Source organism: Candidatus Leptofilum sp. (genome assembly GCF_965223525.1).
In the GTDB taxonomy this organism is placed as follows: Bacteria; Chloroflexota; Anaerolineae; order Promineifilales; family Promineifilaceae; genus Leptofilum.
Map to the genome: position 1 here is coordinate 102,351 of NZ_OZ245005.1, position 25,058 is coordinate 127,408.

Annotated in this window: 14 protein-coding genes; 9 read left to right on the forward strand and 5 right to left on the reverse strand. The window is 52.0% G+C overall.

What is annotated here, in order from left to right; translation table 11 throughout:
* The first annotated feature begins 209 nt into the window (after positions 1-209).
* The gene (locus ACOQPM_RS17680; protein ID WP_420631588.1) at positions 210-2,744 is read left to right on the forward strand and encodes an LVIVD repeat-containing protein; all 2,535 of its coding nucleotides are present in this window, start codon (positions 210-212) and stop codon (positions 2,742-2,744) included.
* On the opposite strand, the gene ACOQPM_RS17685 is transcribed toward ACOQPM_RS17680, so the two are convergent.
* On the reverse strand, positions 2,722-6,909 hold the full coding sequence (locus ACOQPM_RS17685; protein ID WP_420631589.1) for an adenylate/guanylate cyclase domain-containing protein: 4,188 nt from the start codon (positions 6,907-6,909) through the stop codon (positions 2,722-2,724). The genes ACOQPM_RS17680 and ACOQPM_RS17685 overlap by 23 nt on opposite strands.
* Positions 6,910-7,078: 169 nt before the next feature.
* Here ACOQPM_RS17685 and ACOQPM_RS17690 point away from each other — a divergent pair, with 169 nt between their 5' ends.
* Together ACOQPM_RS17690 and ACOQPM_RS17695 are read left to right on the forward strand one after the other, a co-directional pair.
* Positions 7,079-8,218, forward strand: coding sequence for a glycosyltransferase family 4 protein (locus ACOQPM_RS17690; RefSeq protein ID WP_420631590.1), 1,140 nt, complete (start codon positions 7,079-7,081; stop codon positions 8,216-8,218).
* Positions 8,215-9,339, forward strand: a complete 1,125-nt coding sequence (locus ACOQPM_RS17695) for a glycosyltransferase family 4 protein (RefSeq protein ID WP_420631591.1) — start codon at positions 8,215-8,217, stop codon at positions 9,337-9,339. Before ACOQPM_RS17690 ends, ACOQPM_RS17695 begins: the two co-directional genes overlap by 4 nt.
* Before the next feature lie 37 nt (positions 9,340-9,376).
* On the opposite strand, the gene udk is transcribed toward ACOQPM_RS17695, so the two are convergent.
* Positions 9,377-10,021 (reverse strand): uridine kinase, encoded by a 645-nt coding sequence (udk, locus tag ACOQPM_RS17700; RefSeq protein ID WP_420631592.1) that lies wholly within the window; start codon positions 10,019-10,021, stop codon positions 9,377-9,379.
* 82 nt (positions 10,022-10,103) lie between these two features.
* Between udk and ACOQPM_RS17705 the strand changes: the two genes are divergently transcribed.
* The 5 genes from ACOQPM_RS17705 to ACOQPM_RS17725 all read left to right on the forward strand — a co-directional run bounded on the left by ACOQPM_RS17705 (position 10,104) and on the right by ACOQPM_RS17725 (position 15,585).
* Positions 10,104-12,779: a LuxR C-terminal-related transcriptional regulator gene (locus ACOQPM_RS17705; protein WP_420631593.1), complete on the forward strand. Its 2,676-nt coding sequence runs from the start codon at positions 10,104-10,106 to the stop codon at positions 12,777-12,779.
* 115 nt (positions 12,780-12,894) lie between these two features.
* Positions 12,895-13,137 carry a hypothetical protein gene (locus ACOQPM_RS17710; RefSeq protein ID WP_420631594.1) on the forward strand — a complete coding sequence of 81 codons (243 nt, stop codon included), beginning with the start codon at positions 12,895-12,897 and terminating at the stop codon, positions 13,135-13,137.
* Positions 13,134-13,397, forward strand: a complete 264-nt coding sequence (locus ACOQPM_RS17715) for a hypothetical protein (RefSeq protein WP_420631595.1) — start codon at positions 13,134-13,136, stop codon at positions 13,395-13,397. Before ACOQPM_RS17710 ends, ACOQPM_RS17715 begins: the two co-directional genes overlap by 4 nt.
* A complete protein-coding gene (locus tag ACOQPM_RS17720; RefSeq protein WP_420631596.1) occupies positions 13,394-14,827 on the forward strand; it encodes a S41 family peptidase in 1,434 nt (477 codons plus the stop codon). Before ACOQPM_RS17715 ends, ACOQPM_RS17720 begins: the two co-directional genes overlap by 4 nt.
* A gap of 44 nt (positions 14,828-14,871) precedes the next feature.
* Entirely contained in the window at positions 14,872-15,585 is a 714-nt protein-coding gene (locus ACOQPM_RS17725) for a sulfotransferase family protein (protein ID WP_420631597.1), read from the forward strand.
* A gap of 102 nt (positions 15,586-15,687) precedes the next feature.
* Here the strand turns inward: ACOQPM_RS17725 and ACOQPM_RS17730 are convergent, their stop codons facing one another.
* Both ACOQPM_RS17730 and proB read right to left on the reverse strand, forming a co-directional pair.
* A complete protein-coding gene (locus ACOQPM_RS17730; protein ID WP_420631598.1) occupies positions 15,688-16,950 on the reverse strand; it encodes a glutamate-5-semialdehyde dehydrogenase in 1,263 nt (420 codons plus the stop codon).
* Positions 16,951-17,085: 135 nt separating this feature from the next.
* Positions 17,086-18,189, reverse strand: coding sequence for a glutamate 5-kinase (gene proB / locus ACOQPM_RS17735; RefSeq protein WP_420632424.1), 1,104 nt, complete (start codon positions 18,187-18,189; stop codon positions 17,086-17,088).
* A 317-nt stretch (positions 18,190-18,506) separates the two neighbouring features.
* On the opposite strand from proB, the gene fbaA reads away from it, so the two are divergent.
* Positions 18,507-19,583, forward strand: a complete 1,077-nt coding sequence (gene fbaA, locus ACOQPM_RS17740) for a class II fructose-bisphosphate aldolase (RefSeq protein ID WP_420631599.1) — start codon at positions 18,507-18,509, stop codon at positions 19,581-19,583.
* Between the two features lie 94 nt (positions 19,584-19,677).
* Here fbaA and ACOQPM_RS17745 read toward each other — a convergent pair whose 3' ends face one another.
* Positions 19,678-24,957: an alpha amylase N-terminal ig-like domain-containing protein gene (locus tag ACOQPM_RS17745; RefSeq protein WP_420631600.1), complete on the reverse strand. Its 5,280-nt coding sequence runs from the start codon at positions 24,955-24,957 to the stop codon at positions 19,678-19,680.
* Positions 24,958-25,058: the final 101 nt, after the last annotated feature.

Here is a 25,058-nt window from a genome sequence, read left to right on the forward strand (position 1 = left end):
GCACCGAATCCAAACCAACGACCCGAATTCTGTTTCTTGAGAAGTTTGGGTCGCTGACCTTTCAGAAGAAAATAGCAGTCGAGTTGATCATGATAAAAGTCACTATTCAAGCCTCCCAAAAACCTATACACTAAAATGATTCTAGTCAAGCAGTTGAATAGCTGCAAAATCCTAGTTTTTCGTCAGATATTTCAGGGGAGATTTTACAAATGAAAATAAAACAGACAGTTTTCGCGTTGAGTTTTGCATTCGTAACGGTTACGGCTCTTTTGGGGCAGGCGGCTGCTACTAAGTTAGATGCAAAAGTAGAGGGTAGTAGTAGCTCACCACAAAACATCGAGTGGATGACTCAATTATATGGTGATTTGAACAGTCAATTTGTTCGAGGAAATTATGCATATTTTGGTATAGGCGCAAATTTAAACATTGTGGATATATCTGACCCTAGTCATCCAGTTTCGGTGGGCACGGGCCAAATGCCCACATTTGTTAATCACCTTTTTGTCATTGGCTCATATGCTTATTTTTTCTCTGGAGAAACCGACCAACTGCATATGGTGGACGTATCAGATCCTGGTCATCCAACCTATATGCAAATTATTTCTCTGCCCATCGTAGCCCCAGATACCATTAACGCAATACAGGTACTAAATGAAACCACGGTTGCTGTTCATGGTGATTCGTGGATCGATTACAATATAGGATATTCTAACACCTCATTCTTAATCGATTTTGCAAATACCCCCACCTTGATCCTTGCTGAAATTAATTTTCCAGATGGTAAATTCGTTCGGCTTCCTTATGTTCAAGGAAATTACCTGTATGGATATTCCTATAACGATGATCTCAGTGCCGGTCTAGTTATTTGGGATATTAGTTCTCCAGCATCCCCTCAGATTGTTAGTGAAATTGAAGTCTTGATGATTTGTGGGTTTCGCAATTGTGAAAGGCCTTTTAGGCTATCTGTAAACAATGGCATAGCATTCTTGTCTACAATTGGCGGATCTGAGGACAATGAAATACATCTCATTGATATTTCTGATCTGGCAAAGCCAGTTTATCTTGGGATGGTTCAAGATATCCCTTACAAAACAATTCAGTTTGCAGTACAAGACACCTACCTTTTTGAGGGGCTTCACAGCCAGACAGACGAGGCCGCAACGGCAGAATTTAAGGTGTTTGATATTGCCAATCCCACAGCACCAGTCATGCTCAGCCAAACTGATTTGGTTGAGCTAAAGCGTATTGAGTTTGTTGAAGTTGTAGGTCAGATAGCGTTTGTAATGGGCGAATCTGTATCTGGAAGGGCAATGATTTTGCTTGCTATTGATATTACGCTACCTCAATCGCCTCAAATTATCGGTCATTACACACAAACACTGGGCAGCTTCACTTTTCCAGCGTTGGTGAGAGAAAAATACGCTTTTGTATTGGAGGACATTGGCTTAACTGCTTATGATTTACTTAGTCAACATTCCCCGTTTCCAATAAGCTATTTGCCTCTTGAAAACGTAATTCACGGTGCTCCTTCAGCCAATGATTATTTTTATGTATTGTCAAGTCAAAATGTAAACGGAACAGAGTCTAACTTACTCCAAATAGTAGACATTTCGAACCCGAATACGCTTCAGATCGTTGGCACCGTATTGCTTTCCTCCCCGATTAGCGAAATCTCGACAAACCAAATAAGAGGCGTGAATGAAAATTACGTTTTTGTTGAAGGGTTATGGGGTGAGTTTGAAGTAATAAATGTGTCAAATCCAGCTGCCCCAACCACTGTAGGCAGCTATATGTATCCTTTTGGATCACAAAGTGGGTGGTGGACATCTTCTATTGCGATTTCTGGAGCAAATCTATTCTTTGTTGGGACAGAAGTTAATAGAAGTGACATCCATTTGCGGGTTTTTGACATTACCAATCCCAGTTTGCCAAACGAAGTAGGTACATTTCAATGGTCTTTCCCAGCAGACACTTTTGGCTATGTACGGTTATTTGTAAATGCGGATACGGTTTATGCTGCCGGTAGTAATGAACTGCGAATGGTTGATGTTTCACAACCAGAGAATCCAATTGAAATAGCATCTATCACAGCATCTGTTTCAGACATGGCCTTTTCGGATTCCTATATCGTTGCCATTCTGGATTCCGGGTTAGTCATTTGGGAAAAAGTGGGTGATCAATTAAACCAAGTTGGTTATTTTCCAGCAGTTGATGAGCCGTATGAGGTTCACGCAGATGGCCGAGATATTGTAACGCATAGTTCTACATACTACTCAATATTTAAGTATGCAGTTATGCTACCAATCACTGGTACGGTATTGATGGACGGGGGAACGCTTGCATCGCCAATAGATCAGACCTCTTACATTATCCCATCTGGGACATTTACCGACACTGTTCTTGTATCACATACGCCCCTTTATCACAATATTCCGAAAACGAATGATGTTGTTGTTAGTCAGACGTTTGAATTTGCGGCCGTATTCAGTGGCACTGAGCAAATAGCTGTATCACAAAATCCGATAACCGTTACCGTTCCTTATGATCCCTCGCGAGTTATGAACCTTATTGATGGCACGTTAACATTATGCTATTGGGATGGCATGACCTGGCAAAAAGCAGACAGCCTCATCGATCCACTGGCAAAAACTATTACCGCCATGTTACCCTACCAGACGATATGGCAGTTACAAGGTGAAGCCCATCGCACCTACCTGCCAATTATGCCATATCAACAGAAATAATTAAGGCAACTGCTTGTTGTCCCAGTTGTTGCAGGTGCTCATTTGATGCCTGTTGCAAGGCTTCGCCTGCTTGCTGCAGCACAATTTGGCGGTCGGCAAAACGGGCGCGCTGTTGGGCAGTTTGTACGGCCGTTTCTAAATAATGCCAGCATCGCTCATCCCCCAAAGCGCGTGAGGTTAGGCCCAATTGTAGCAAAATCAGCGAGAGTTCGTCTGGGCAGCCGCCATCTTCTACAGCCTGGAACGCTTTTTGGAAGTAGCTGTGGGCTTCAGCCACAGCCGTTTCCCAGTTTGGAGCATCTGTGGGGGTGCATGCCAACAGGAGCCGCCCCCAGGCATGGTACGCTGCTGGCTGCCACCAAACGAGCCGTCGGGGCTGAACGGCCGTAAGCACTTGGCGCAATAACTTTTCTGCCTGCGGCCACCGCCCAGTGTTTAGTGCCACCTGCCCCAAGCTGAGCCAAAAGCGAATACCCTCCTGCACCACCATGCCGTCATCCTTGGGATGCGCTTTGAGCAGTTGCCCCACCCGCACCAGTCGTCGTCGGGCTTGCCGCCAATCGCCCAGGCCACCGTGATAATCATTGCCCCAAAGCAAATACAGCTTTAGCCGGCCGGGCGTGTCGTCCATGCCATCGAATAAATCGCCAGCGAGCTGTAAATCAGCCAGGGCTTCAGCAAAGTTGCCCAAGTAAATATGCACAGCAGCACGCTGAACCAGCCCGTGTGCATGTGGGTTTGCCCCGGCAGAGCGCAGATTGGTGACGGCCGTTTCTGCCGCAGCCAGCGCCAAATCGGGTTGACCCAGGCGCATTTGCACCTGAGAAAGCATTTGCTGGGCTTGCCCCAAAAGCAGCGGGTCGGATTCTGTTTTTAGCAACTTCAATGCCACCTGAAGCGGCTCCGGCAATCCATAGGCAGGTCGCTGCTGACTTTGAATATCTGCCTGAGCAATGAGAACGGCAACCAAAGGCAATACCTGCTCCAAAGGCTGCAAAATTTCTTCGGCGCGCGCCAGCTTTTCAGCGGCGGCTTCCCAATCTGCCAACGCTATGAGCGATTGTGCCCACAAAAGGTATGCTTGCGCCTTTGCTTCAGGAGAGGCCTCCAGCGGCGAATTGATGACCTTGCTCACCAGATTGGGCAGTTCCGTGTACCGTGCCTGACGCAGCCGAATTTCGGCCATTAAATTGTTGATACTTAGCGTGGGATGTAAGTCAGTTTCATCCAGGCAATGGTGCAACGCCTCGTTGGCTAACAACCACGCCTTGTCGAACTTGCCCAACCGCAGCAAATTGCGCGTACGAGCAATGCCAATAGCAACGCCTGCACTAAGCTGATCAACTGTGTTGAGCGGAGCCGAAGCGGCCGCTTCTCCTAAAGATTCTAAATGTTTGGCAGCCTGTTTATAAAAATCGGCTGCACCCTGGTAATTATTGGCCTTTTCTGCTTCCTTTGCGGCGGCTACTGAATATTTCAGACCATCCTGGTGCTGGTCAGTTTGGCTAAAGTGGTAAGCTAGCAGTGGAAATTGCGTAGGCATCAACTCGTCAGCTTGCCGAATAATGAGATCGGCGATGGTGGCGTGCAGTGACTGACGCCGGGCAAAGGTGAGGCTTTGGTAAACAACTTGGTGGATGAGCGTGTGCTGAAAAAGATAGGTAGGCACCAGGCCAGAGGTAAGCTGCTGTACCAAATCGGCACGGGCGAGGGCTTCTAGTAGCTCAACGGCCGTTTCGCGGGTGAGGCTGGGCGAAATTGCCACCAATGTTGGCAGGTCAAATTCCCGCCCAATCACGGAGGCGTATTGCAGCAGCCCTCGCTCTGCTGCCGGCAGTTGGTCTAGCCGGGAGAGCAGCAAGGTGTAAATGGTATCTGACACCTGCATTTGTGAAAGGCGCACCTCATCAATGCGTAAACGGCCGTCGCCATAACGATTTGAATCGTGCGCCACCACATCTAATGAGAGAAGCATCTGTAGCGTCTCTTCTAAAAAGAGTGGATTGACGGCCGATTCGCGCCCCTGCCGGTCACGCAAGCCCAGACGCTGCTCAAGCAGCGGAGGAAGTTGAGTGGTACCTAATCGAGCCTGAACGAGGTTGCGTGCTTGCTGGGGCGTAAAATCATTCAGCTCAATTTGCGTCAGAATGCCCTGATTCAAGGGGCGAAAGCTAAACTCTGTGTCGCTGCGATAGGTGACAAGCAGCAGAAGGGGTAAATCGTGGCTATGGTCAATGAGCGCGGTTAGCATCGCTAGCGATGCTTGATCTGCAAAATGGATGTCTTCTAGCACAATCAGGTACGGCCGTTCCTGCACAGCCAGCCGCACACTGTTTACCACCAGCTTGAACAGCCGCATTTGCCGCACCACAGCGGGTAAATCCAACAGCAATCCCGTAGCGCGAAGCGGCGTCCCCAATAGTTCGCGCCAAAGTGCCAACCCGTTGCTAGCAGTTGGCGTAAGCTGCTCGATCCGCCTAGCAACGTGAACTTCCTGTTCAGCGGGGGACACTTCTGACGAAAGCTCAAAAAAGTCGCGCCAGACGGATACCCAAGGCGCGTAGGGCACGTCGGAAGTATGCTGTTGGCACATGCCTACCAGTGCGTGTCCACCCAAATCCAGCCAATGGTGCACGCCTGCTGCCAAAAAAGGCATCTGCCCACTGCCATAAGAACCATGAATGGCTATGAGGCCACCCTTGCCAGCCATGGCATCTGCCATTTTTTTATACAGATGGTTTAGTTCTTGCTCACGCCCACCTGGCGGCTGTTGCCACTGAGAAAAGCGCGCTTCTGCCTGGGTAACGGCCGTTTGCTCGTCCACGGCCTTATAAACTGGAACGGGTTCTCGGTGTCCTTTCAGCGGCACAGGGGGTAGGCTTTCAGTAATGATCTGTGGTTGGATGCGTGCGGCCGTTTTGGCATCAATCAAAATAGTGCCTGCTGGGCAGATTTGGGTGAGCCGGGCCGACAAATTGACCATTCGGCCCACCACCGTGTACTCGCGGCGATTCAACGAGCCAACCGCCCCGGCAAACACGCGCCCGACGGTAAGCCCAATATGCTGGCTCTGAATAAAGTCTGGGCGGTTTTTTTGCATGGCCAGGGCGCAGCGCACGGCTTGCACTGGCGCATCTGGGGCAACGGGTGCCCCAAAGAGAATATGTAGTTGATTGCCTTTGTCCCCAGTAAGTACGCGATTCACGCGACTGTTCGGGCCGCCGTACCGCTTTACCATCTGCCACGCCCATTGGTAATATGTTTGCAACTTACTGCCCACGTCTGGATCGTCAAAATCAAGACCCTCGAACTGGACAAACATGGAGGTAACGGAGCGGTGCTCAGAGATAGATTGGCTGCTGCGGTCTTGTAAACGCTCAAACACGGATGGCGGGATGAAGGCTGGAACGGCCGTTATCAACCGCATCAGCGCGGCCGAATCATACGCTTCCCAGAAGAAGCCCTCCTGGGCATTTGGCACGGGGGGCAGTTCGGTTATGAGTCGGAATGGGCCTGGTGCAGGGAGATTGGCTGCTTTGAGTACCGCCTGGCTGGCAATGACCTGTCCGGCTTCTGCCTGCATCTGGGCAGCGACGGCTTCATCAACAGCTTGCCCTGCCAACACAAACTCCATCTTTTCACTGTTACCAACCAACAACTCCAGGCAACGGCCGTATCCCACCCCAATTTTTATGGAGAGTGCGTATCCGCCGTCGGGTTGGAGCATATTCACTTGGGTGAAATTGGTTTGCATTAGCCGCTGCATAAACTGGGCTGAGGCTAATGCGCGTGAGGAGGCACGGCCGTCGTTATCTGGGAAGTAAATCATCATCGCATCCCCATGAAAGTGGCTGACCACGCCACCCGCATCATGGATGGCGTTGATCAGCGACGTAAAGGTCATGAGCAAGGCGCGGCTAAGTGCCTCGGTGCCTCTAGCGCCATTTACCGACAGAGCTTCTGCCATTTGGGTAAAGCCAGACATATCGGCAAACATGGTGGCGGCCTGAATTTGCTTGGCCACGCCAGGCGTAAGCGGCTCATCCTGCAAAAGTTTGCGAGTGAGCGTGACGGGTATGTAGGCGGAGAGCCGTTGCGCCAAAGTGCGTAAGTTTTGGCTGGTGGCTCCCTCCAGAATGGGTTGTTTTAGAAGCTGCGAACTCATGACCAGGATGCTATTACTTCATAATGCGAATATTGATGATTGTGGTGGAGTGACCAATCGGTTGGTTGGATTTCCTCTACCAGCTTAATCCTATTTTCCAATTATCACAACAGTGATGACGGCAATGTATTTTATAGGATAAACTAGACAGGTGGAATATGAAACGCCAATGCCAATTTTGTTTGTGGATCATGCCCAGCGGCTGGGTGGTGCAGAACACAGCCTGTTGCTGTTGATGGCACATTTAGACAAAACCCTATGGCAACCTTACTTGGCTTGCCCAGTTGGTGATTTGGCAGATGCTGCCCAGCAGCTTGGCGTGCCTTGCCACCACCTGCCACTGCCACGCCTGCGCCGCTCTGTGCGGGTTGGAGCCGATTGGCTGCGAGGGGCGCGTGCCATCGCACAAATTGCCAACAAAGTTAATGCCCAGGCGATGGTCGCCAACACTGTTCGTGCTGCCTTTTACGTGGCTTTGGCGGCTAAATTGGGTAAACGGCTGTTCCTCTGGCACATGCGCGATTTTTGGCTTGGAGAAACCGCGCCCCGGTTTCGTCAGGTAGATGCGCTGCTCAAGAGAGCGTTGTGCGCCACCGCTGCCCACGTCATTGCCAATTCCGCGGCTACAGCCAGCCATCTGCCATGCCCCAACGTAACAATCATTCACAACGGCATCAATCTAAGCAAATTTTCTGCGGAGCGCAACGGCCATGCTTTTCGGCAGACCCACGGTATCCCAAACGATGCGCCGTTGGTGGGCATTATGGGGCGCTTACGGCCGTGGAAAGGGCAGCATCGGTTTGTCAGGATGGCAACGGTCGTCTCCCCCACCCATCCCAATGCTCATTTTCTTATTGTTGGTGGTGTGGTTTTTGATGCGGATAATGGCTATACGAATTTTCTTAGGGGCACTGTGCAACAAAACCAACTAACAAACAAAGTGCATTTTACCGGTCATTTGCTAAATGTAGGCGACGCGCTGGCGGCAATAGATATTTTCGTCCACTCTGGCGATCCGGAACCCTTTGGTCTGGTCAATATCGAGGCGATGGCCGCAGGCAAACCGGTGGTTGCCTTTGCACACGGCGCATTGCCAGAAATTGTGCGCCATGAAGAAACAGGGCTGCTCGTTCCCCCTGCTGACGAAGAGGCATTAGCCAGTGCAGTGGGCACGCTCATTGCAAAGCCTGAGCGTGCCAGGCAGATGGGCCTGGCAGGCAAAGCGCGAGTCAGAGAACGGTTTACAATTGAGCTAGCGGCCGCAAAATTCTCAGCCGTGCTCCAAAAAACAGTGGCGAGTAACTCATGAAGCGCTATGTCTTGGATGCCCGCACCGCCACCGCTCATTTTCCGGGCATTGGGCGTTACGTAAGCCAGCTTGCTCGCCACTTGGCTCCTCTGCTGGCGGCAGAGGAGCAGCTTTTGCTGTTCCATCCGCCAGAGGCTGGCTGGCCACTTCCGGAAGCTGATAAGAACGTCATGCGAGTAGCAACGGCCGTTTCCCCCTTCTCCCTTGCCCAACAGTGGCAAATCCCCCACCTGCTCCGCCAAATGAAAGCCACCGTTTACCACAGCGCCTACTACCTCATGCCTTACCGCCCCGGTGTCCCCACCCTACTCACCCTGTACGACCTAATTCCAGAGCAATTTCCGCAGCTAGTGTCGCTCCGGGCGCGGCTGTTCACCCGCCTGGCAACTTGGCTATCGTTACGAGCTGGTAGCCATTTTCTGGCCATTTCTGAGGCAACACGGCAACTCTTTTTGGCAAGCCGCAAGATTGACTACGCGAAAATATCTGTCGTTCCGCTAGCAGCAGATGACCGATTCGAGCCACAGCCAGAAACGGCCGTTGCCACCCTGCGCCAAAAGCTAAACCTGCCAGAACGATTTGTACTTTATCTGGGCAGCAACAAGCCGCATAAAAATTTGGCACGACTAATCGCCGCCTGGAAAGTGGCCACGCAAACCAGGCAGGATGCGCCACCACTCATCATTGCCGGGGCTTGGGATGCGCGCTATGGGGATGTGAAAACGGCCGTAGCCGAACAAAATCTCACTCATCAGATCAAATTCATTGGCCGCATTGACGATGCCGATTTGCCCGCACTCTACAGCGGCGCGACTCTGTTTGTATTTCCTAGTCTGGTGGAGGGGTTTGGTTTGCCCGTGTTGGAAGCGATGGCTTGCGGTACGGCCGTTGCCTGTGGCAATGCGTCCAGCCTGCCAGAAGTGGGTGGCGACGCAGTTGCCTATTTTGACCCTACCAACATCCAGCAGATGGCCGCTGTGCTGCAGAAATTGGCGCAAAACGAAGAACAATTAGCCGAGTTGGCACAAAAAGGATTGGTGCAGGCCGCTAAATTTTCTTGGGAGAAAACGGCCGCATCCACCCTCACCCAATACCGCAAACTAGCTCAAAATCCTCTGTGATCTACTTCGGCTCCGCTCAGCACAAGCCTGTGGCAAATTAATTCGGTAGCAGCGCTCGTAGCTGGCTCACCACCATCTCCATCGCCACCCGGTTTAGGCCACCGTTAGGAATAATCACATCGGCAAACCGTTTGCTTGGCTCCACAAACTTCAGGTGCATGGGGCGCACCGTTTCTAAATATTGCGTCACCACAGATTGCAGAGAACGCCCGCGCTCCTCCATGTCTCGCTGCAAGCGACGAATAAAGCGCACGTCTGCGTCAGTATCTACGTAAACTTTGATGTCCATTAGCTCGCGCAATCGCCGCTTGGTAAAAATCAAAATACCATCCACCAAAATGATGGGAGCAGGCTCCACCAAAACCGTCTCCTGAGTGCGACGATGGCTGGTAAAGTCGTACACGGGCACATGCACTTCTTTTCCCTCCAAAAGCTGCTTGATCTGCTTCACCATCAATTTGGTTTCTAGCGAATTGGGATGATCGTAGTTGAGTTGGGTACGTTCTTCAAAAGAAAGCTGGGGCTGGTCACGATAGTATGCATCGTGGGGCATATACGCAACTTGCGAAGCGCCAACCGCCTCCAAAATTGCTCTTGCTACTGTTGTCTTGCCCGATGCCGTACCACCCGCCACGCCGAACACAATAGGTCTGTCTGGCTCTCGCCGAATCATATCTGTCATGAGCGCAAATCATACCCCGCCGCGCACACATCAGCAATCAAACTGATCTTCCTCTTTCCTTGTTTTCTCCTATAATAACCGCATGGTTGAAACCCTGCTGCAAACCAAGCTCTATTTGCCTACAACGCGGAGCGATCTTGTGCCTCGTTCCAATTTGACGGCGCAGCTTGAGGCAGGTCTTAACGGCCGTCTCACACTTGTCTCCGCTCCGGCTGGATTTGGCAAAACTACGCTGGTGGCCCATTGGGGGCGACAGCTTGAGGCACGAGGCGAGTGGCGTTTGGGATGGTACTCCTTAGATGAAAACGACAATGATCTGGTTCGTTTTTTGACTTACTTTATCACTGCCTTGCAGAAGATAGACGGCCGTTTAGGACGAGCGCTGCTTGAACAACTACCCTCAGTCCAAACGCACAACATACAGCCTCTTCTCACTGAACTGGTGAATGACCTGGCTCAAACGAGCCCGCCAATCATCCTTGTTTTGGACGATTACCACCTCATTAGCAGTCGTGTTATTCATGAAGGGGTCACTTTTCTTATCGAACACGCACCTCACCATTTTCATCTCTTGCTTAGTAGTCGGGCAGACCCTCCTTTTTCGCTCATGCGCTGGCGTGTGCGTTATCAAGTGACAGAAATTCGCCAGCAAGATTTACGCTTTTCCTTGGGTGAGGCGGATGATTTCTTGAATGATTTGATGGCGCTTAATTTGCCGGAAACGGTCGTTTCTGCTCTAGAAACACGCACCGAAGGCTGGGTAGCTGGCTTGCAAATGGCTGCGCTATCCCTACAAGGTCAGGCCGATGTTGATGGCTTCATTCAAAGCTTCACAAGCTCCAATCGCTTTATTTTTGATTATCTTGCCGAAGAAGTACTGGCACGACGCCCCCAAGGCACCCGCGAATTTTTGCTGAAAACGGCCGTATTAGACAGACTTTGCGCCCCCTTGTGTGATGCCGTAATGGGCCATACCGAAACCGCCGACTCACCCTCACAGGTTATTTTAGAGCAGCTAGAAAGCGCAAACCTCTTTCTCATTCCCTTAGACAACGAGCGACGCTGGTATCGGTACCACCATCTATTTGCCGACTTGCTACAGCAGCAAAGTCGGCGAGAACAGCCAGAGCTGGCAAATGTGATCCATGAGCGTGCCAGCCGCTGGTTTGAACAGGCAGGATACTATGAAGAAGCAGTTCAGCACGGGCTGAATGCCGCCAATTTCGAGCGGGCCACAGCCCTCTTAACCGACTACAGTGAAACTTGGTTATACCGCGGCGAGATTAGCAAGATACTTTTATGGGGTAAACGATTGCCACTGGCTTGGCGTCAGAAAAGCTTAAAGCTCACGCTCAATTATGCTTGGGCGCTACTATTTGACGGCCATCAAAACGAAGTAGAGGAAACAATCGCTCATTTGCCTTTAGAAATTGCCGATACGGCCGTCTACCTGCTCGTCCTGCGAGGGACTCTAGCTGCTGGGCAAGGGAATAACGTCAAAGCGATTGCTCTCTTGGAAAAAGCGGAAGCACAGCTCAAAGCATTAGAACACACTAGCGGGAATGTGACAATGCGAGCCGTAACCCTCAACTCTTTGGCCTATAGCTACCATTTTCACAATAACGACGCCCAGGCTCAACAAACGTATGAGACAGCCATAGCACTTAATCGGAAAATTGGCAATCTGCTGGGAACCATGAACGCTTCGCGTGGCTTAGGTGGACTGTTTCTCGACCAAGGGAGGCTGCACGAAGCTGAAGCCATTTGTCACGATGGCCTGAAGGTCGAGCAACAATGGGCGATACGCCTGGGCGACAAAAACAGGAAACTTGTGGCGGCTGCGCCCATCCACCTCTTGCTGGGACGAATTTATTACCATTGGAATCGCTTAGACGAGGCAGAAACCCAGTTGGTAGACGGGGATAAGCCGGTGCTGATCAACAACCCATTTGATCAATGCCTCGGCTTGCTGGCCTTGGCGCGATTACGTCTGGCACAGGGTCAACTAGACGCCATTCCTCCTATTTTGACACAATTACAGGGAATGGAGCGTGCAGAAAACCCTCCGTATATCCGCCGACAGTTGACCATATCTTTGCTGACGATAAGATGTGCTTTGTACCAGCAGCAGCCGACCCCCGCTTTGCAAACAGCCATCGAACGCAACTTAGCCCAGTTGGTGGGGGGTGCGGCAGACCCCCTGACTCATGCACGCGCCTTGGTGACTTTAGATCGGTCGCCAGAGGCTGTGCCGCTGCTAGAAGAGGTGGCTGTTCAGGCAGAAGCTGATGGGCGGTTTGGGCTTTGGTTGCCAACGGCCGTTTTACTCTGTCATGCCTACCATAAAATGGGTGAAAACACGGCCGCTTTGATGTGGTTGCATCGTGCGGTAGAAACGGCCGTTTCCCCCGGCTACATCCGTCTCTTTATTGATGAGGGAGAGCCGTTACGCCAACTGCTGTACAAGCTTGCACAAGAACAGAATGCACCGAGTTACGCCGCTACCCTCCTTACCCATTTCCCCGCTATTCTGCAACCCGACTTCCCCTCAACAAACAACCCCCTTAGCCCTCGTGAACGTGAAGTGCTCCAGCTCATCGCCAGTGGGCTCACCAACCAAGAGATCGCCCTCAAATTAACCATCGCCCCCAGCACCGCCAAGCGCCATGTCATCAACATCTACACCAAGCTAGGAATTAACAATCGCGCCGAAGCCACCGCCCGCGCTTACGAATTGGGCCTTGTCAATTTAGAATAACCCTCACTTACACCCCATTTACACCCCCCATACACATTTCGGACGATGTGGCGCTGCCTCGCTTCCCGCTATCCTGCCTTCATTACATTAAGTTTTGCTTGAAGCGAGGTAAAGCGTGGCTGAACAATACAAGATTAAGCTACAGAACAACATTGATGGCGACTGGTCTTCATGGCTGGGTAATTTTGAGCTAACACACACGGATGCGGGTCACACGATTCTCATTGGTGAAGTCGAAGACCAAGCCGCCCTCTACGGATTACTGGCTCGCATCCGCGACCTCGGCATTTCGATCTTGCTCGTCGCTCGCCTGCACCCCGCCACAGGCAATCAATCCCATTTACAGGAGAATGAATGATGAAAAAACCATGGCTTGCCGCAGTAGGAAACTTTTTCTTTGCTGGATTAGGAACGTTGCACAACGGCCGTCGTAAAACGGTTGGTATCGCATTGACCCTGGGAGCAATCCTGCTCACCTACGTTGAGTTCTCTATTCAGAAACCGTTGCCACAGTTGTGGGGAACTATGTTTACGGCCGTATTCATTATCAACACCGCATTAGCCTACGATGGCTACCAAGAAGCAAAACAAATAAACCATTTGGAGAATAAACAATGAAAAAAATTTTACTTGTTCTAGCTATCGCTCTGACATCAATCACTGTTGCCAATTGGTCACTTATCAAACAGATCGCCACCTTTAGCCCCATCTTCATGCCCAGGCATGGCTCGACGCCTGCCAATGAAGCCGAGGCACACCTACAAGATATTGAATACCTAGAAAAATTGTTGAACTATGACCGCAGCTTTGACGAGGCAGCCAGAGCCGAGTTTGTACAACTCCTCGTCAGCAGCAAACAGAATGTTGACTCGATGAGTCTCGCCGACTTATATATGCTGGGTGCCAAAGCGACTGCTCTGGCCGATAATGGACACACAGGGATGTCACCATGGCCGATTCGGGGCGAATTTAACTCTGTCGGTGTACGCTATTTTTATTTCCAGGATGGTTTGTATGTGGTGCGGGCTTTAGCCGAGCATGAGCCGCTGATCGGCAGGCGTGTCATTGAAATTGACGGCCAGCCTATTGATACGATCTTGGCAATTTTGGATAGTTACTCTGGCGGTACGGCCGTTTGGCAACGATTAAACAGCGTCATCCTGCTGGAATCTCCCCAGCTATTACATGCAGCCGATTTGGTAGATTCGCCTGATGGCTACACATTAGCTGTTGAAGATCAATCTGGCAACACCCTTCAAGTTGAATTGAATGCCCAATTGCCCCTAGCCCCAGAAAACATCCCTTTTCCCCGAACCAATAAGAACCTGGATGCTGAGGCTTGGCCGGTTGAAGGGGATGAGTGGGTGCGGGCTTTGCAGGACATTTCGGCTGACGAAGTGCCGCTTTATTTGCGACAAATGGATCAGCTTTATATGTGGACACCGCTCCAAAACGACGGTGGCTACGTCCGCATACAGGAAATGGTTAACACCCAGGAGCAATCCATTCAATCCTTTTTTGATGACAATCTCAAGCCACTGCCGGATGGTTCCTTGCAATACTTAGTGGTTGATCTACGTGCCAATGACGGCGGTGACTTTGTGTTGTTCGTTGAGGCTGCCAAGTGGTTGCCGGACAAGGTGGCGGATAACGGCCGTTTATACATCCTCGTCGGTTCCCAAACATTCTCGGCAGCCATCAACAGCGCTGGCTTGCTGAAATATTATGGCGGCGAGAAAGTCATGATCATCGGCTCGCCGATGGGGGATCGTGAACAATATTGGGGGGAATTTGGTATCGACTTCCATCTACCAAATTCCGGATTCAAAGTGAGATATGCCACGGGCTACCATGATTGGGAGAATGGGTGTGAGGATCACCCCTATTGCTACACACAGTTCTTGAAACATGGTGTGGCCGCTGGCAGTCTAGCTCCCAGCCACATCATCGAACCAACTTATGCAGAGTATGCGGCAGGTCAAGATGTGGTGCTGGAGTGGGTTTATGAGCAAGAACTTACCGTAGCATCAGTAAATAGTAATCAGTGAGTAGTGAGCAGTGAGTAGCAGCAACTTACAAAAAGGAGTACAAAATGAAAGTCATAGGATCAGGATTTGGTCGAACGGGAACAAAGTCAATGAAATTGGCACTGGAGCAGTTAGGTTTTGGGCGTTGTTATCATATGGAAGAGGCATTGGCTGACGCAGGACACACTGAAACTTGGTATCATATCAGCCAAGGTCAGTCTGCCGATTGGCAACAGTTATTTCAAGCGTTTGGGGCAACGGTGGATTTTCCCGGCTGCGTTTATTATCAGGAGCTTTTAGAGACTTTTCCCGATGCCAAAGTAGTACATACTGTTCGAGACTCAGAAAGTTGGTATCAAAGCACCTACGATACCATTTATCGAGGGGTCAAAGATAAATTGTTTCCCAGTTGGTTACAACGCGCCGTAAAACGGATTGGGCAGCTTCAGGGGATGGTGAGCAATATTATCTGGGATGGCGTGTTTGAAGGGGAGTTTGAGAATCGGCAACGGGCGATTGAAATTTTTGAACAACATACGGCAGAGGTGAAGCGCACGGTTCCTGCAGATAAGCTGCTTGTTTTCAGCGTGAAGGAGGGCTGGGAACCACTATGCCAATTTTTGGATGTGCCCATTCCGTCTATACCGTTTCCCCATGTCAATGATCGGAAATCGATGCTAAAGACTTTTCGGAAACTTCAGTTTGCCGTACGGGCTATTCCTGTTGCTTTGGTAGCGAGCGTTGTGGTTGTTTTGGCGACGATTATCTGGGTGTTTTAAACGGCCGTTTCACATTATCTATCAGTAAATGATCAAGCACTCCCAAACAAAAAACGCACAGTTGCCTGTGCGTTTTTATTTTTTATAGAAGACTATGAGGGGTTACGGCCGTATATGCCCATCTCCAAAACAAACCCACTTGTAAGTGGTCAGTTCTTCCAGCCCCATCGGGCCGCGAGCGTGTAGCTTTTGGGTGCTTACAGCCACCTCGGCGCCCAGGCCAAACTGTCCACCGTCATTGAAGCGGGTGCTGGCATTCACAAAAACGGCCGAACTATTTACCTCATTCACAAATTTGGTGGCGTTTTGCCAGTTGTTGGTCACGATGCTGTCGCTGTGCTCCATGCTATGGGCATCAATGTGGTCAATTGCTTCGTCCAATTCCATAATTTTCACACCCAGAATCAGACTCATCCACTCCGTGCTGAAATCATCGGGGCCAGCAGGCACCACTTTGGCACCGTGTCCGTTGCCGCTCAAAATGTCCAGCGCGCGTCCAGCCGGACGCAGCTCCACATCATTTTGTGCCATCCGATTGGCCACTTTGGGCAAAAAGTCATCGGCGATGGCGGGATGCACTAGCACCGTGTCTAGCGCGTTGCATACGCTGGGCCGCTGCACTTTGGCGTTCTCGATGATGTCCAACGCCTTCTCCTGATTGGCACTCTCATCCACAAAGACGTGGCAAATGCCAATGCCGCCAGTGATGACGGGAATGGTCGCTTGCTCGCGGCAAAGGCGGTGCAAGCCTGCCCCACCCCGCGGGATAAGCATATCTATATATTTGTCCAGCCGCATCATCTCGGCAACCAGGGCGCGGTCAGGATTGTCAATGTACTGAACGGCCGTACCTGGCAAGCCCACTTTCTCCAACGCTGCCTGAATCACGTTCACCAGCGCCAAATTGCTGCGTAATGTTTCGCTGCCGCCCCGCATAATGGCGGCGTTGCCCGTCTTCAGGCACAACGTAGCGATGTCAATCGTCACATTGGGGCGTGCCTCATAAATAACGCCCAGCACCCCCACTGGAATACGACGGCGGCTGAGGCGCAGGCCGTTGGGCAGCACGCGGCTGTCAAATTCCGCCCCCACCGGGTCAGGCAAGCTGACAACCTTGCGGGTGTCGGCAGCCAGGCCAGCCATGCGCGCTTCGGTAAGCAGCAGCCGATCGAGTAAGCCTTCGCTGAGTCCTTTTTTACGGCCGTCTTCAATATCCAGCGCGTTCTGGGCCAAAACGGCTTCGGTTTGCGCCTCCAATTCATCAGCAATCGCCAGCAAAGCAGCGTTCTTCTCGTCTGTCGTCAGGGTTGCCAACACCCGCCCGGCAGCTTTGGCTGCCTTCCCCATCGCTATTAAATCAGTCATCACATTCTCCTGAATGCAAACTGCGATTGGTCTCTAATTTTCTAAACTCTTCTTGCAGTTTACGTAAATTTGCCTTTGCCACAGAGATTAAGAGAATTTTCTCTTTTCCCTCTGTGTTCTCTGTGGCTAAAAAATCTACAACAAAATCAAATCGTTCCGATGTACGACTACTGACCCGTAGCCATAGCCTAACTCCCCTTCAATTTGGTCAGAATGCAGCCCCGCAATTTGGTGCAAATCGCTGCTAGTGTAGCGGGCGATGCCTCGCGCCAATTCTTTCCCATCTGGCCCCTCGATGCAAATAGTGTCCCCGCGAGTGAATGTACCAATAACGGCCGTAATACCTGCAGGCAACAGGGAACGGCCGTTTTCCAACAACGCCCGCACCGCCCCCGCATCAATACGTACACAGCCTTGCGGCTTCCGCCCCGCAAAAATCCAGCGCTTGCGGTTTTCCAACGGATTTTCCAAAGCGGGGAATCGAGTTCCCACCGGCTCTCCCCCGGCAATGCGGGCAATAACGTTTGGCGCACTGCCAGCAGCAATCACTACATCTGCCCCCGCGCGACGTGCCACATCGGCCGCTTGTAGCTTGGTTGCCATCCCCCCAACGCCCAGGCCACTCACGCTGCCACCAGCCAACGCTTTCACCGTTTCATCAATCTTGTGTACTTCGGGAATAAGCTCCGCGTCGGGGTTTGTTCGGGGATCGGCCGTGAACAGACCCGGCTGGTCTGTGAGTAACAGCAGCAAATCGGCCTCCGCCAATGTGGATACTAGTGCCGAAAGATTGTCATTGTCGCCAACCTTAATCTCTTCGGTGGCAACAGCATCATTTTCGTTAATGACAGGCACGATGCGATTGTCCAGCAGCGTTAGCAAGGTATCCCGCGCATTGAGATACCGCTTACGATTGGTCACATCTGCCCGCGTCAGCAACATTTGGCCTACGTGGATGCCATAAATCTCAAAATAGCGTTCCCACATTTGCATAAGGCGGCTTTGCCCCACGGCCGCAAACATTTGCTTGTTAGCAACAGTGTTGGGGATATCCGGGAACCCTAGCCGATGCCGCCCGACCGCAATTGCCCCTGAGGTGCAAATGATAATATCTTTCCCTAGACGATACAGCTTTGCACATTGGCGCACCAGTTCCACCATGTGAGGATGATCCAATTCGGGAGAGCCACCAGTGAGCACGCTGGTTCCTAATTTCACAACAATCCGCTGATACTCCATAATACTCCTGTATTGCTGCTGTCCTTTAGATTTAGTGATGATAGCGCGTGGCTTTAGCTGCAATTCGGCCGTTTCCATATCTTTTTCTCGCGTATGTCTGTGAAGTTTGCTGCGTCACTGCACAATAATCAGCATTTCTTACGTGGGCGATTACGCTGTTTGTGAATAATGTATGATAAATGGCAGGAATTGTCGTGCCAAAAAGAGTGGCATTTTGCCCCATTTCTCTGCATACTTATTGATGGGGGTAGCTTATTGTTTGCTGTGCAGCAATATCTGCATAATTTATTTGCTATCAAGATTAAGGAGAGTTACCGATGTCAGGATTAAGTCATCTACCAGCTGGTGTTATCACCGGAGATCAAGTTCAGGAAATTTTTACTCATGCCAAGGCCAACAGCTATGCGTTACCTGCGGCCAATGTGGTAGGCACCAACAGCGTCAACGGTGTTTTGGAAACTGCCCGCGATGTCAATTCACCTGTTATTTTGCAGTTTTCTAATGGCGGGGCCACCTTTTTTGCAGGGAAAGGGCTAAGTAATGAGAGCCAAAAAGCGGCCGTTGCCGGGGCAGTTTCTGGAGCGCATCATGTACACCAGGTAGCTGCCATGTACGGCACTCACGTCATTTTGCACACCGACCACGCCGCTAAAAAGCTGCTGCCCTGGATTGATGGGATGCTGGACGCGGGCGAAGCATTTTACAAAGTTCATGGCATCCCGCTCTATAGCTCTCACATGCTGGATTTGTCTGAGGAACCCATTGAAGAAAATGTCGAAATTTGCCAACGATACTTGGAGCGCATGAGCAAAATGGGCATGACGCTGGAAATTGAGCTAGGCATTACCGGCGGTGAAGAAGACGGCGTAGACAACACCGATGTAGACAGCGCCCGCCTTTACACCCAACCCGAAGAAGTTGCTTACGCTTACGAGCATCTCATGAAGGTAAGCGACAAGTTCACCGTGGCCGCAGCCTTTGGCAATGTTCACGGGGTTTACAAGCCGGGCAACGTCCAGCTACGGCCGATTATTTTGCACAACTCTCAAAAATACATCGAAGAAAAGTTTAGCACCGCCGAAAAACCGATCAACTTTGTTTTCCACGGCGGCTCTGGCTCCAGCCCGGAAGAGATTGCCGAGGCGATCTCCTACGGCGCAATCAAGATGAACATTGACACCGATTTGCAGTGGGCCTTCTGGAATGGTGTGCGTGGCTACGAGCAGAAAAACCACGGCTATCTGCAAGGCCAGATCGGTAACCCGGACGGCGACGATGTGCCCAACAAGAAGTTCTACGACCCACGCAAATGGCTGCGCGTGGCTGAAGATTCCTTCCGCACGCGCCTGAAGAAAGCGTTTGAAGATTTGAACAATATCAATCGCCTTGCCTAAAATGCAAATTGGTCAAAACAACCTAGCCTAAAAAAACGGCCGTTCCCTCACGAGAACGGCCGTTTTTATTCACTTAAATTCAACGCCTGAGTCGCTAATCAAGCATCTCCGAAATTAAGCCTGTTGCCAGATCATGCACTTCAGCCGCATCGGCCGCCGAAATGAATCCAATGTTTTCCATCACGTCTGTTACGGTAATGATGACAATCAAATTTCTGATGGCCGGATTGTAAAAGCCTGCATTGTACGCTAGCTTGGCCCGTTCAGCCCTGAGCACCAGAATTTGCCCGATGCGGCCAGGGAAATCACCGGCATCCGTCAGGGCTTGTAGCTTGGCAATGAGCGCATCAAACTGCTCATCAACCGACGGTGCGTAGGTAGTGAAGCTAAACGATGCCGGCACTTGCTGCACGTTACCGTTGCTCACCTGCCCGCTAGCAGAAACCGTGTAAGTCGTTCCCTGTGCCAACGGCATGTCGGGCGTGAAAATCACGGTTTGATTCGTATCCGTCATCACAAAGGTACCAGAAATAACGCCAGACGGCCCGGAAACCTCAAAGCTGGTGCCGTCATCCATCGGCAAGCTCCAGGTGAGGGAAACCGTTGTGTCCACTGGCACATCCACAGCACCATCGGCAGGGCTACTTTCGGTTACGATGGGATCGCGCCACAGCTGCACCGCTTTGGTATCATCCGGGCCGTTGCCCCAATCCGTTGCGGTTAAATCAACTAGCTGCGTCCCATCCGTGCCGTAGCTCACGACCATTTCACGGTTTGTCAACCCAACGATTTCACCCCAAGCTTCTACCGTTTCCCAGTTGCCCCGCGTGAATTTGTACTGAACGGCCGTACCGTCCAAAACATCCAGCGTGTAGCTCCAGGTCGTCGCATCCACTTGCGTCATTGGCACCAAACCAGGATCCCACGGCCCGAAGGCATCCAAATCGCCCACAATGTAAACCGTGCCCGGCGTGTAAGCTGGCACCCCCACTGTGAAAGTGACGCTTACCAAACGCGCTTCGGCCGTGGCGTCCACCGTGTTGGAAGCTGCCGAACGATTATAGTTGTCATCAAAGGCCACCAGATAGTAGCTGTACGTCTCGCCGGTTGTCACGCTGCTGTCGGTGTAGCTTGTTGCCGCCGACTCAGCGATGGTGGCCAGGCGCGTACCGTCCCGGTACAGCTCAAAACCAAACAGATCGCCATCGCCGTTAGGATGAGCATCCCAGGCCAGTGAAATACTGCCGCTGGTGCTGCCCGCTATGGCTAGATTGGTCGGAGCAGCAGGCGCGGTTGTGTCCGCGCTAGCAATGACTGCCAATACACCAAACGGCCCCGGACAGGTCGCATTGCCCTCATCCGGCCCGTTTACAGCGTAGAACCAGGTCGCCCCACCGTCCCCGCTGTAGCGCGTGGTGTAGCAGTAGGTGCCTAGCGCATCGGGCAACATGCTGCCTACATACTCATCGTTGCTGCCAGAATCTACGTTGAAGGTCATGTCTGTCCACGTCCAGCTATCGTCGGGTGTGGACCCAACCGCGCCAAAACCAACCTGGGCTAGCAGGCCAGGTGTGGCACCAGGCTCGCTGGTCACGCCATCAATCCAGATTTGCCCGTAGACATTTTCTGTACCAGTAATGGTGCTGATGGTGTGCGTAATCGTCGGTGGCCACTGCAAATTGGCCCAGCCGATGCTGTAGGCTGTTGTAGCCGAGGCTTCGTTGGAGAGAGCAGCCTCAAGCCCGGTGGCATCATCGCGGCTGACGACGACGTAATAGTAGCTGGTCGCTACGTCCAGGCCGCTGTCGCTGTAGCTGGTACCTATCACATTCGTTACCAGAGCATAGCCACCGCCGCTCACCAAACTGCGGTAGACGTCGTAACTGCTGGCTCCGGTATTGCTCCAGCTTAGGTCAACATTATTGCTGGAAACTGCCGTAACCATCAAATCCATCACAGCCGCAGGTGGCGCACTCAACACGCCATCCAGCACCAAAACCGCCCCGCTCATGCTGGGCATGCTGCTCAACACGATGTTGCCTGCAGCATCCACGGTGTAGCTGCCACCGTTTAGCGCATCGGTAAAGGTTGCGCCGATAGGTAGATAGCCGCTCACATTTAAGGTCACAGCCTGGGCTGAACCTGCGCGATTAACCACCACAACCGCTACATCGGAATAGTCTGGCATGAGACGGCCGTATGCGTACACATTCGCCCCGTCATCTACCAACAACGTATCGAAACTGCCTACACGAAGCGCCTCTGAGTTGTTACGCGCCGCCGTTAGCGTTTGGTAATAGCCAAACAAGTCATCCTGGCTCGTTTGCGATTGCAGATGGCTGTAGAACGGCGTACCCGTCTCATCCAGCCACGGGTATGGCAGACGATTGTATGGATCATCCTGCCAGGTAGAGCCATCCCAGGTAACTGGGCCGACTAAACCAACCTCGTCACCGTAGTAAATGGTTGGCGCACCGGGCAACGTCATTTGCAGCAGCACCACCCCGCGCAGGCGGGTCATGGCGTCGCTCCAGTCGTAGTTGGGATCGTCGTAAAGGGTATCGTCCTGCAAACCGGTATTCTCATCCAGCATGAACAAGGCACGATTGGTGTCGTGGCTGCCCAGCAGGTTCATCATCGCTTGGAACGCTTCAGGCGGATACCGTTCTTCTAAATTGTGCAGCTGTGCATCCAATTCTGATGGCGTCAGCGGCGACAAAATGCCTGCCGAACTGCCCGAATTGTGATCATTGTCTACAAAATCGCTGTCCCGCCAGAAGCTCATGATTGCCGAGCCAAACTGGTAATTCATCGTGGCATCCCACTCCTGGCCAAGCGTCCAGGCAGTGGCAATATTCCACTCTTCGCCAACGATGTACGCATCTGGGTTGGTGGTGTGAACCGCATCGCGGAAGCCTTCCCAGTAATCGTTGTTGGGGTCATTGGTCAGACCGGAATCCACGTCGCCAGCTACGTCCAAACGCCAGCCGTCAGCCCACTGCATCCAGTACCGCCCAATCGAATCCTCGCCACCAGCCCAGAAGTAATCGCGCACTTCCTGGTTACCGGCGTCCAGCTTTGGCAAGCTGTCGAAGCCAAACCAGGATTCGTAAGTGGTGTCCCCAGCACATGGCCCACCGTCCTGTGGCGAGAAGTAGTACCAGTCACGGAACTCGCTGGTTTCCGATTCACAAGCACCTTCCGAGGCATAGCGATTGTAGCGGTCAAAGTAGATGCTGTCCGAGGAGGAGTGGTTAAATACGCCATCCAGCACCAGACGAATGCCCCGTGCATTGGCCTCGGTTGCTAACATCTCAAACAATGCCTGATCACCAAAATTGTCATCAATAATGCCAAAATCGGTGGTGTCGTATTTGTGGTTCGAGGGCGATTCAAAGATGGGGTTCAGGTAGATCACCGTCACGCCCAAATCTTGCAGATAATCCAGCTTGTCGATGATGCCCTGCAAATCGCCACCGTAGAAGTTTTGGCCGTAGATTTGGAAACAATCATTCTCATCGCGCGGATCGCAAATCGGTGTGTGCCAATCGGTACCCTCAGAGCGCACAATGCTGCCTCCGGGAATGTCGTAATGGAATTCGCCCGCAGGCGGGTTGTTCGTTGGGTCGCCATCCCGGAACCGCTCGGGGAAAATTTGGTACATGATGCCATTTTTCACCCAATCTGGCGTCTGGAAGGTGGGATCATAAACGGTGAGTTGCCAACTGTTGTCCACGCTGTCGCCGAAGGTTTGGCCCCAGCCGCCATTGCGTGTGTCATCGTCTTCGTAGTAGGCAACGGCCGTTCCATCCACAGCAATAAACCGGTACCAGTAAATGGTTGGATCGGCACTGGAGGGGACGGTGGCTTCCCAATATTCGTAAGTGCCATCATCGGCCACGCGGCTCATGTTCAGCAGCATTTGCACATTCAGGCGGTCGTCCCAAACGCGCACCTGCGCTCCGGTGAGATCGTTGCTGGCGGCGCGGAGGCGGAGGGTAACGGCCGTACCGGCCTCCACCGCCCCACCGGGTGTGCGGAACAGCGTATTGCGGCTGTTGTGGCCCAAATCGTCCCACCAGATGTCGTTATCGTGGCTGGCCCCGCCGCTGGGGTTGTTGATGCTATCTTCTATCGTATTGTCGGCGCAGTTGTAGCGGATGGTTACGGCCGTTTCCTCCGTCACATCCAACACAACATTATCTGCCGGATAGCTCTCATCCCAGGCTTCATCGCGGGCAACCTTGTATTCGTAAGTGCCTACGGGCAACGTGGCTGTAAAGCTGTACCAATCGCTGCCTGCGGCCTCTTGCCAAAGCATCGTCCGCAAATTGTCTGGTGCCCACTCTGGCCCGCCAACCACTGGCTGCAAATTGCCAGCCACGGTAGCAATACATTGATTGGCATTGTCCGCCACGCGATTGTCGCCAGGCTGGAAGTACCAGCGCATCTGGCTGCCATCGGCCGCAAAGGGAACGTTATCCGCCGGATGGGCATTATCCCAATTGTCAAACTCCACAATTTTGTATTCGTAGCTACCAGCAGGCAGATCGTTGCCTTCAAAACGATAAACGCCGTCCCCGTTGTTGTCTTCCATGCCTGTCTCAACACAAACATTGTTCCACTCGCCGCAGGCGGCAGAAACGGGCAAATCATCCTGGAAGTTACCAGCCACCACCCATTCCGGGTCGGCGGTGGTTTGGATTTCATGTTCTACCGTATTGTCGGCACAGTTATAGCGGAAAGTGACGGGGGTATCAGCAGCCAAACTCAAAGCAACATTATCGGCGGGATAGCTCTCATCCCAGGCTTCGTTGCGCGCAACCTTGTATTCCCACTCACCAGCGGGCACGGTGGCGGTGAGGCTGTACCAATCACTCCCAACCGATTCTTGCCAAAGCATAGTCCGCAGGTTGTCGGGTGCCCAATCACCGCCGCCAAGCTGGCTTTGGAAGCTGCCTGCAACGGTCGCCACACATTGGCTAAAGTTATCGGCTATCAGACTGTTTTCTGGCTGGAAATACCAGCGCACCTGTCCGCCATCCGTGGTAATGGCCACATTGTCGGCTGGGTGGGCATTGTCCCAATTACCCAACTCAACAACCTTGTATTCATAGCTGCCGGCGGGCAAGCCATCAGCAATGAGCCGATTGACGCCATCGCCGTCGGCATCTTCGGTGGTAGTGGCAGCGCAGACATTGTCCCACTCGCCGCAGGGCGCACCGGGCAAATCGTCCTGAAAATTGCCAGCCACCACCCAATCAGCCCCAAATGCCAAGTTCCAGGGAACCAGCAAGAGCAAAAGCAAGCTCGTTCCCAAAAGTAAGTGCCATTTCGGCTGAAATGTGTATTTTCTCTCCATTCTTTGACTCATATTTCCTCCGTTTGTAGCCACATGGCGTGGCTACCAGTTCAGTGATGAATAGGAATATTAAAAAACCGCGACCACCTGTTTGTCGGCAGTCGCGGTTCTAG

Bases quoted from the DNA above. Each gene is read 5' to 3' on its own strand.
- ACOQPM_RS17680 (WP_420631588.1), top strand. From the start codon at position 210: ATGAAAATAAAACAGACAGTTTTCGCGTTGAGTTTTGCATTCGTAACG.
- ACOQPM_RS17685 (WP_420631589.1), bottom strand. From the start codon at position 6,909: ATGAGTTCGCAGCTTCTAAAACAACCCATTCTGGAGGGAGCCACCAGC.
- ACOQPM_RS17690 (WP_420631590.1), top strand. From the start codon at position 7,079: ATGCCAATTTTGTTTGTGGATCATGCCCAGCGGCTGGGTGGTGCAGAA.
- ACOQPM_RS17695 (WP_420631591.1), top strand. From the start codon at position 8,215: ATGAAGCGCTATGTCTTGGATGCCCGCACCGCCACCGCTCATTTTCCG.
- udk (WP_420631592.1), bottom strand. From the start codon at position 10,021: ATGACAGATATGATTCGGCGAGAGCCAGACAGACCTATTGTGTTCGGC.
- ACOQPM_RS17705 (WP_420631593.1), top strand. From the start codon at position 10,104: ATGGTTGAAACCCTGCTGCAAACCAAGCTCTATTTGCCTACAACGCGG.
- ACOQPM_RS17715 (WP_420631595.1), top strand. From the start codon at position 13,134: ATGATGAAAAAACCATGGCTTGCCGCAGTAGGAAACTTTTTCTTTGCT.
- ACOQPM_RS17720 (WP_420631596.1), top strand. From the start codon at position 13,394: ATGAAAAAAATTTTACTTGTTCTAGCTATCGCTCTGACATCAATCACT.
- ACOQPM_RS17725 (WP_420631597.1), top strand. From the start codon at position 14,872: ATGAAAGTCATAGGATCAGGATTTGGTCGAACGGGAACAAAGTCAATG.
- ACOQPM_RS17730 (WP_420631598.1), bottom strand. From the start codon at position 16,950: ATGACTGATTTAATAGCGATGGGGAAGGCAGCCAAAGCTGCCGGGCGG.
- proB (WP_420632424.1), bottom strand. From the start codon at position 18,189: ATGGAGTATCAGCGGATTGTTGTGAAATTAGGAACCAGCGTGCTCACT.
- fbaA (WP_420631599.1), top strand. From the start codon at position 18,507: ATGTCAGGATTAAGTCATCTACCAGCTGGTGTTATCACCGGAGATCAA.
- ACOQPM_RS17745 (WP_420631600.1), bottom strand. From the start codon at position 24,957: ATGAGTCAAAGAATGGAGAGAAAATACACATTTCAGCCGAAATGGCAC.